The sequence below is a fragment of the Streptomyces albidochromogenes genome (genome assembly GCF_005981925.1).
Taxonomy (GTDB): Bacteria; Actinomycetota; Actinomycetes; order Streptomycetales; family Streptomycetaceae; genus Streptomyces; species Streptomyces albidochromogenes.
In genome coordinates this window covers 1-7,306 of record NZ_VBVX01000312.1, presented here as the reverse complement: position 1 = coordinate 7,306, position 7,306 = coordinate 1, and the positions used below count along the sequence as shown (strand labels likewise).

Below are 7,306 nucleotides of genomic sequence, written 5' to 3'. Positions count from 1 at the left end.
GCCGGGGGCTGCTCGCCGGGGTGCTCCTCGCACGGCTCGTCACCGGGGTGCTCCTGGTGCGGCGGCTCGTGACGCGGCGGCTCACCACCCGGGTGCCCACCGGGGTTCTCGTTCCCCGGGTTCTCGTGCCCGGGGCCCTCGTTGCCCGGGTTCTCGTTGCCCGGGTGTCCGCCACCGGGGTGCCCGCCGCCCGGGTTCTCGTGCCCGGGGCCTTCGTGGCCGGGGCCCTCGTTGCCCGGGTTCTCGTGGCCGGGGTGCCCGCCGCCGGGGCCGGGGCCCTCACCAGGGGGGTTGCCGTGGCCGGGGCCGCCGTGGCCGGGCTCGTTGTGACCGGGCCCGGACGGCTTGTGCGGCTTCTTCGACTCGCCGTTGACGCACTCGTTGCCGAAGGCCGGGTTCAGGAGCGCGATGATGTTGATGGTGTTGCCGCACGCGTTCACCGGAACGTGTACAGGCGCCTGAACGTTGTTGCCGGACACAGCGCCCGGCGAGTTGGAGGTCTCCCCATTGGCCCCGGAGTCCGCAGCTGCGGTGCCTCCGGACATGGCGAGGAGTCCGGAGGCGGCCGCCGCGGCGAACACACCTCTGCTCAAAACCTGTCGCACTTTGCCGTTCCCTGTCTTTCATACCTGCGGGTGAGCCGATTGCTCACACGCGTTGAGGGAGGTTCAGTTGGCCCCCGAGCGCATGGCGTGCACTGGGGGGCCAACTGTGACCGAACATCTAGCGGTTCGGACGGGGAACTACTTGTTGATGCACTCGTTGCCGAAGGCCGGGTTCAGAAGCGCGATGATGTTCACGGTGTTGCCGCAGACGTTCACCGGGACGTGAACCGGAACCTGCACGTTGTTGCCGGAAATGACGCCCGGGTTGCCCTTGACGTCACTGTTCGCCCCGGAGTCGGCGATGGCCGGGGAGGCGACACCGACGGCCAGGAGCGAGCCGGCGATGAATGCGGCGCTCTTCATGTACTTCACTTTAAGAACCTTTCCGGCGGCGACACCCTACACAGCCACGTCCTTCGCGCTGCACGAGTCTGTTTCTTCACGCCCGTAGCGTCGCCGTCGACATCGGTAACGATCCGGTTCCACCGAGGAAACTCCATAAAAGAAGCTATCTATCCACCGTCACCCGAACGCCCTAACCTTCATTTCGGCCCGCAGGGGCGTGAATTGGCGTCCGCACGCCAATGCCCGGCCTCCCGAACAGGGAGAACCGGGTATCGGCGGTGCGTGCCGGGCGTCAGACGGGCGCGCCGGGCACCTTGGGGGCTTCGGCGGCGCCGGGGACCTTCGGCAGCGCGGGCAGTCCTTCGAGGTTCGGGGCCGGCAGACCACCGCCGACCACGATGCTGACGACCACGTTGAGCGTCGCGGTGATGGTGGCGGTGACCGCCTCGGTCACCTTCGCCGCGTCGCCCTTCTGAGCCGCCTTCAGCAGCGTGTCGACCTTGGCCCGCAGATCGACGACGGCCTTCGCCTTCAGCTCCAGGCCCGCGTCGGCGGCCCGGGGAGCCGCCACCGACGGCAGGTCGGGGGACGGGGAAGCGGGGACTTCGAGGGCGGTGCCGGGGGACTTGGGCAGGCTCTTCAGGGCCTCTTCGACCGCCTTCGTGTGCTTGGCGGCCTCGGCGGCCGGCAGCTTGCCGCCGCCGGCGATGACCGCGTCGAGGAGCTCGGTGACGGGGTTGAGCACACCCGCCATCTCGCTCAGCAGCTTCACCTGCGGGGTGAGTTTGTCGGCGCCGGGCAGCGCGTCCTGGGCGGCGATGCTGTCGGTGGGACTCTCGGCGGCGAGCGTCGCCGGGGCGGCTATCGCGCCCCCGGCCGAGCCGAACGCCAGTACCCCGCACGCCACGGATGAGACGACGAGTCCGGCGGTTCGGGAGATGCGCATGGGGATGTCCTTACGTGAGAGGTCGGAGAGGGGACAACGCCACCGTGCAACCGGCGGCCACCCTCCGCAACTTTTCCCGCACGCAGCGTCAGTACTGGAGCGCCTTGTCGAGGCCCTTGAAGCTCTCCTCGCTCACGTCCGGAAGGTCGATCGGGAGCGGCGACGCCGGCCGGTCGGTCCGGTCCGGCGGGGCGGCCTGGGCGAGCGGGGCCGGGACCGCGAGGGCCGCCGCCAGACCGGCCGCGAACGCCGCGGCGGCGGTGGCCGCGGCGGCTGCGCTTCGTGTCTTCATGCCCTGCCAACGGCCCAGCTCGGTACAGGTCACGGGCACGTTCCCGGGGGCGGGCGAAGCCCGGGGCGCCGCGGGAGTGACCGCTCAGGCCGTGCTGCGGTCCGCCGCGCGCTCCTGGTGCGGCACCGACCTCAGATAGCCGGCGGGCTCCAGCGGGCGGTCGGTGAAGAACCGCAGCGCCAAGTCGGCCACCTCGTCGGCCTTTTCGAGCACGACCCAGTGGTCGGCGTCCCGGATCGTGGTGAAGCGGCTGCCCCGGATGGTCGCGGCGAAGGCCCGCTGGCGCTCCGCCGACGTCACCGTGTCGTGCTCCCCGGTGAAGACCAGGGCCGGTACGCCGGACAGGCCCCCCGAGAAGTCCGGCCGGTCGCCCAGGGAGCGGTGCACGGAGTCCGCGGCGTGCGGGGAGTGCTCGACCGCGTGCAGCATCGTCCGCCTGACGTAGCGGTACGCGAGGTCGCGGCGCGCGACGTACCGGTCCGGGTCGAGACACATCAGTGCCTCCGTGACCAGCGTCGCGAAGCCGTCCCGGTCCCCGGCGGCGAGCCGGTCGGTGGCGCTGCGCCAGTGGGCCCGCTGGGCCGGTGAAATGTGCGCGGGGACGCCGCCGAGGAGGAGGCGGGCGATGCGGCCCGGGTTGCGCTGGGCGCAGCGGAAGGCGAGCGCGGCGCCGTAGGAGAAGCCGAAGAGGTTGACGCGCGGTACGTCGAGGTCGTCGATGATCCGGGTGACGGCGGCGCACAGGAGGTCCGCGCTGGGGCCCGGCGGCAGGGGCGCGGCGCTGCCCATGCCCGGCAGGTCGGCGGTCACGACGCTCGTCACCGGGCCGAGGCGGCCGTCCATCTGGGGCCAGCCGAGCATCCCCTGGAGCGCGCCGCCGAGGACGAGCACGGGTTCGGTGGCCGGTGCGGCGGGTGAGCCGGTGCGGTGCAGCACGCGGTAGGAGTAGCGCAGCCCGTCCACCGACAGCGAGCGAACGGTTTCCTCGGGCATGCTTCAGCTCCTTCTCGACAGGGGGTGGCGGCCGGGCCCCGTCAGCCGCGGGTGAGGACGAGCGCGGCGTTGTGACCGCCGAAGCCGAGCGACGTCTTGACCGCGCAGTCGAACGCGGCGGGGCGCGCGGCCTTCGCCACGACCTCGACCGGGATGCGCGGGTCGAGCGCGTCCAGATTGGCCGTGGGGGGCACCAGCTGGTGCTCCAGGGCGAGCACCGTCAGCGCGGTCTCGATGCCGCCGGCCGCGCCCAGGGTGTGGCCCGTCATGGCCTTGGTCGACGTGACGAGTGGGTCCGCGCCCAGCAGCCGGTGCAGCATGGTCGCCTCGATGAGGTCGTTGAACACGGTGGACGTGCCGTGCGCGTTGACGTGGCCGATGTCCGACGGCGCGACGCCCGCGTCCGTCAGCGCCGTGCGCAGCGCGCTCTCGATGCCCTTGCCCTCCGGGTCCGGGGCGACGGCGGAGTACGAGTCGCTGGACGCGCCGTAGCCGGCGATGTGCGCCCTGATCCGGGCGCCCCGCGCCCTGGCGTGTTCGGGGCGTTCCATGACGAGCAGGCCGGAGCCCTCGCCGACCACGAAGCCGTCGCGGTCCGCGTCGAACGGGCGGCAGGCCGCGGCGGGGTCGTAGCGGCGGGTCGACACCGCCCGCATCTGGCAGGCGCTGGCGATCAGCAGCCGTGAGCACACGGACTCGGCGCCGCCGGCGACGACGATGTCGCAGGCGCCCGTGCGCAGCATCTGGTGCGCGGCGCCGATGGCCACCGTGCCCGACGAGCAGGCGGTGGACACCGCCTGGCTCGGGCCGCGGGCGCCGAGGTCCATGCAGACACTGCTGGCGGCGCTGTTGACGACGGTCAGCGGGGCGAGCTTCGGGGAGACGCGGCGCGGGCCCTTGGTGGTCAGCGCGGTGTGCTGCTCGTCGTAGAAGGGGAGTCCGCCGTGGGCGGAGCCGATGACGACCGCGACCCGGCCGCTGTCCCAGACGCGGGGGTCGAGTCCGGCGTCCGCCACAGCCTCTCTGGCGGCCAGTACGGCGAGTTGGGCGAATCGGTCCATCAGCCGCTGCGTCGCCACGCCGAGAACCCGCGCCGTGTCGAGGTCTTCGGCGGGGACGGCGTACATGAAGTCGCAGGGCAGGTCGCGCAGTTCCTCGCGCGCCCCCACCGAGGCGGGGCGGACCTCGCCCCGCGTGACGTTTCGCCACGTCTCGTCGACGCCCACCCCCGCCGCCGTGACCAGGCCGAGACCGGTCACGGCCGCCGTGAAGGGCGGGATGGCCGGCCTGGTCATCCCAGGCTCCCGGTGTGGACGAGTTTCTCGTGTACGAGTGCGACCAGCTCACCCACGGTGTTGCGGGAGGTGAGCGCCGCGTCCTCCAGGTCGATGCGCAGCTGCTCCTCGATGAGGATGCGCAGTTCCTCCAGCGCGAGGGAATCCATGCGCAGGGCGTAGAGCGGGCTCTCGGGTCGGACGGCCGCCGGGTCCACTCCGAATTTCTGCACCATCAGTGTGCTGACGGCATCTGTCGCACTGGCCACTCGTCGCTCCTCCGAGTTCGTCCGGCAACCTTTATACGCGCCCACCCGGACGGGCCTTTACCTCGTTCGCCCTATGTGATGAGGGCTCGCGCTCGCGTACGGATTCGGTGCCGGGACGGGGTGCCGCCGCACGGTCGTCACGGCGGCGGTGCACGCGGCGCCGGACGGGTGAGGGCCGGGAAGCGGTGCTTCCCGGCCCCTGTGGTGCTACTCCTACGCGCCGCTGCCGTACGGGCGGGTGATCGCTTCCAGGGCGTGGCCCGACGGGTCCATGAAGTACACGCCCCGGCCGCCGTCGTTGCGGTTGATCTCGCCCGGCTGCTTGCCGTGCGGATCGGCGTAGTACGTGAGGCCGGCGTCCTGGACGCGCTGGAAGATCCCGTCGAACTCCTCCTCCGTGACGAGGAAGGCGTAGTGCTGCGGAGTGATCGACTCCGCCGGGATGGTCGCGAAGTCGAGGGTGACGCCGTTGCTCAGTTCGACGGCGATGAACGGGCCCCACTCGGCCGAGATCTCCAGGCCCATGACGCGGGTGAAGAACTCGGCGGATTCCCGCTTGTCGCGGGAGTGGACGATGGTGTGATTGAGCTGCACTGACATTGTGGAATGCCTCCGTAAGGCAAACTCACGGGCTACCTCCATGCCTCACCCGGACGGTGACCGACACGCGATGCCGTGAGGCGATCCTACGTTCGGGCCCGGTGCCCTGTCATGCGCTCCGGTACGGCCGTCCGTTCGAACGGGGTCCCGGGAGTCCGCGTACGGCTACGCAACTCCTCCCGCTGTCCCTATGGTTGGGCGCACACCAGGAAGGGACCCCTACGAGCGATGCATGAACGGGCAGACGCGCATCCGGGCCTGATGCCCGTACAGGGGATGCGGGCGGGTGACCACGCGTTCCTCAGCTACACGGACGACGAGGCCAACTGGGACGCGCTCGTCACCTACGTCCGCACGGGCCTGGCGCGCGGCGAGAAGGTGATCGTCTTCGCGGCGCCGCAGCTCGATCCCGACGCCGTGCGCACCCGCCTGGACGGGACCAGCCGGCTGCTGGCGGAGGCGCGGGGACGGGGGCAGCTGACGAACAGCAGTATGCGGGCACTGATCCGGCCGGACCGCGGCTTCACCCCCGAGCGGCAGTGGGACCGTCTCGGCGAGGAGACCGCGCTCGCCGTCGCCCAGGGGTACCAGGGGCTGCGGGCGTTCATCGACATGCACTGGGTGGCGGACCTCGACGCCGACATCGAGACGATGATGTACCGCGAGTCCCACGCCGAGCACCTCTTCGACGGGCGTCCGTACAACGAGGTCTGCTCCTACGACCGGCGCGCCTTCGACGACGACGTGCTCGACGCCATGTCGGACGCGCACCCCCGCTCGCTGCTCGGCGCGCTCGGCGAGCTGCGGATCGTGCACCGCGGGCAGTCGGTCACGGTCGCGGGCGAGGCCGACCACGCCACGCGTGAACCCTTCCTGACCGCCCTGGACGACGCGCTGGAGCGATCCGCCGCGTCCCGGCGGCTGCTGGTGGACCTCATGCCTCTGCACTTCCTCGCCGTACGGTGCGCCCTCGACCTCGTCGAGCGGATCGCCGGGGCCGCCGGACACGACGGCGTCGAGGTCCGCTGCGCCGCCGCGCAGGCGGTGCTGCTGCGCCGGCTCGGCTCGGACCGGGTCCGGCGCCTCACGCTGACGGAGGTGGTGCGGGCATGGTGACGGAGGGGATCCACCTCAACAACGACGGGTCGCGGGAGCGGCTGCTGGAGTTCGACTTCGGCCGCGAGGACATGCCCCGGCTGCGGGTGCTGGTCGACCAGTACGCCGCCTGGGCCGGACTGGCGGAGCCCCGGCGCGGCGACTTCGTCCTGGCGGCGGACGCGGTGGCCACGAACGCGGTCGAGCACGGCGGCGGGCACGGCCGGTTGCTGCTGCACCGGTCCGCCGGCTCCCCGGGCGCGCTCGAATGCGTGATCAGCGACTCGGGGCCGGGCTTCGCCTCCTCCGTCATCCCTGAACTGGCGCCGGGGCTGGGCGGCAGCCACGGCGGACGGGGGCTGTGGCTGACGCGGCTCATCACGGACCGGCTGGTCATCGAGGGGGGAACGGGCGGCGCGGACCGGGCGCGGGGCAGTGTCGTGGCGTTCTCGATGTGGCTGCCCGGGTGACCCCGGGGACCGCCCGGGCGGTTACGCGGGAGCCGTCAGCTCGGCCGCGCCGAACGAGACGTCGAAGCGGTCGCACCAGATGCTCACGCTCGTGAGGCCCTTGAGATCCAGGCCGGCCGGCAGCGCGTAGTTCTGGTCGCCCTTGTTGCCCTTCAGCCTGCCCAGGCTGACGTGCCTGCCGTCGTCGAAGACGTGCCAGCCGTCCCTGCCCGCCCTGACCGGCGCGTCGGTGAGCCACACCCGCAGGTCGGGGCCGCTGCTGGTGTCGAGGCCCTGGAGGCGGAGGGTGCGGGAGCCGTCGGGCAGCCGGATGATCTTCGCCGTACCGCTGGTGCTGTGCTCGTGGCTGATCAGGGTGCCGGAAGCCAGGGTCCGCGGGGCGGGGGGCGCGGGCGGCGCGGACGAGGAGTCCCGCCC

Annotated in this window: 11 protein-coding genes; 2 read left to right on the top strand and 9 right to left on the bottom strand. The window is 72.0% G+C overall.

Features of this window, described 5'->3' with window-relative positions; genetic code table 11:
• From E2E34_RS36710 to E2E34_RS28415, 8 genes are all read right to left on the bottom strand, one after another.
• Positions 1–605: chaplin (locus E2E34_RS36710; protein WP_138904756.1), on the bottom strand; the 605-nt coding region annotated here is incomplete at its 3' end.
• Positions 606–743: 138 nt separating this feature from the next.
• On the bottom strand, positions 744–977 hold the full coding sequence (locus tag E2E34_RS28445; RefSeq protein ID WP_138904755.1) for a chaplin: 234 nt from the start codon (positions 975–977) through the stop codon (positions 744–746).
• A 265-nt stretch (positions 978–1,242) separates the two neighbouring features.
• Positions 1,243–1,896 (bottom strand): hypothetical protein, encoded by a 654-nt coding sequence (locus E2E34_RS28440; RefSeq protein WP_138904754.1) that lies wholly within the window; start codon positions 1,894–1,896, stop codon positions 1,243–1,245.
• 88 nt (positions 1,897–1,984) lie between these two features.
• A complete protein-coding gene (locus tag E2E34_RS28435; protein WP_138904753.1) occupies positions 1,985–2,221 on the bottom strand; it encodes a hypothetical protein in 237 nt (78 codons plus the stop codon).
• A gap of 51 nt (positions 2,222–2,272) precedes the next feature.
• Positions 2,273–3,181: an alpha/beta fold hydrolase gene (locus tag E2E34_RS28430; RefSeq protein WP_138904752.1), complete on the bottom strand. Its 909-nt coding sequence runs from the start codon at positions 3,179–3,181 to the stop codon at positions 2,273–2,275.
• A 41-nt stretch (positions 3,182–3,222) separates the two neighbouring features.
• On the bottom strand, positions 3,223–4,476 hold the full coding sequence (locus E2E34_RS28425; protein ID WP_138904751.1) for a beta-ketoacyl-[acyl-carrier-protein] synthase family protein: 1,254 nt from the start codon (positions 4,474–4,476) through the stop codon (positions 3,223–3,225).
• Positions 4,473–4,724 carry an acyl carrier protein gene (locus tag E2E34_RS28420; protein WP_279637909.1) on the bottom strand — a complete coding sequence of 84 codons (252 nt, stop codon included), beginning with the start codon at positions 4,722–4,724 and terminating at the stop codon, positions 4,473–4,475. The genes E2E34_RS28425 and E2E34_RS28420 overlap by 4 nt, the downstream gene beginning before the upstream one ends.
• Positions 4,725–4,937: 213 nt before the next feature.
• A complete protein-coding gene (locus E2E34_RS28415) occupies positions 4,938–5,324 on the bottom strand; it encodes a VOC family protein (RefSeq protein ID WP_138904750.1) in 387 nt (128 codons plus the stop codon).
• Positions 5,325–5,552: 228 nt separating this feature from the next.
• On the opposite strand from E2E34_RS28415, the gene E2E34_RS28410 reads away from it, so the two are divergent.
• Together E2E34_RS28410 and E2E34_RS28405 are read left to right on the top strand one after the other, a co-directional pair.
• A complete protein-coding gene (locus E2E34_RS28410; protein WP_138904749.1) occupies positions 5,553–6,440 on the top strand; it encodes an MEDS domain-containing protein in 888 nt (295 codons plus the stop codon).
• The gene (locus tag E2E34_RS28405; protein WP_138904748.1) at positions 6,434–6,889 is read left to right on the top strand and encodes an ATP-binding protein; all 456 of its coding nucleotides are present in this window, start codon (positions 6,434–6,436) and stop codon (positions 6,887–6,889) included. The genes E2E34_RS28410 and E2E34_RS28405 overlap by 7 nt, the downstream gene beginning before the upstream one ends.
• Before the next feature lie 21 nt (positions 6,890–6,910).
• On the opposite strand, the gene E2E34_RS28400 is transcribed toward E2E34_RS28405, so the two are convergent.
• On the bottom strand, positions 6,911–7,306 hold a 396-nt coding region (locus E2E34_RS28400), incomplete at its 5' end, for a DM13 domain-containing protein (protein WP_138904747.1).

Coding starts and splice junctions, on each gene's coding strand:
- E2E34_RS28415 (WP_138904750.1), bottom strand. CDS start 5,324: ATGTCAGTGCAGCTCAATCACACCATCGTCCACTCCCGCGACAAGCGG.
- E2E34_RS28425 (WP_138904751.1), bottom strand. CDS start 4,476: ATGACCAGGCCGGCCATCCCGCCCTTCACGGCGGCCGTGACCGGTCTC.
- E2E34_RS28440 (WP_138904754.1), bottom strand. CDS start 1,896: ATGCGCATCTCCCGAACCGCCGGACTCGTCGTCTCATCCGTGGCGTGC.
- E2E34_RS28430 (WP_138904752.1), bottom strand. CDS start 3,181: ATGCCCGAGGAAACCGTTCGCTCGCTGTCGGTGGACGGGCTGCGCTAC.
- E2E34_RS28410 (WP_138904749.1), top strand. CDS start 5,553: ATGCATGAACGGGCAGACGCGCATCCGGGCCTGATGCCCGTACAGGGG.
- E2E34_RS28405 (WP_138904748.1), top strand. CDS start 6,434: ATGGTGACGGAGGGGATCCACCTCAACAACGACGGGTCGCGGGAGCGG.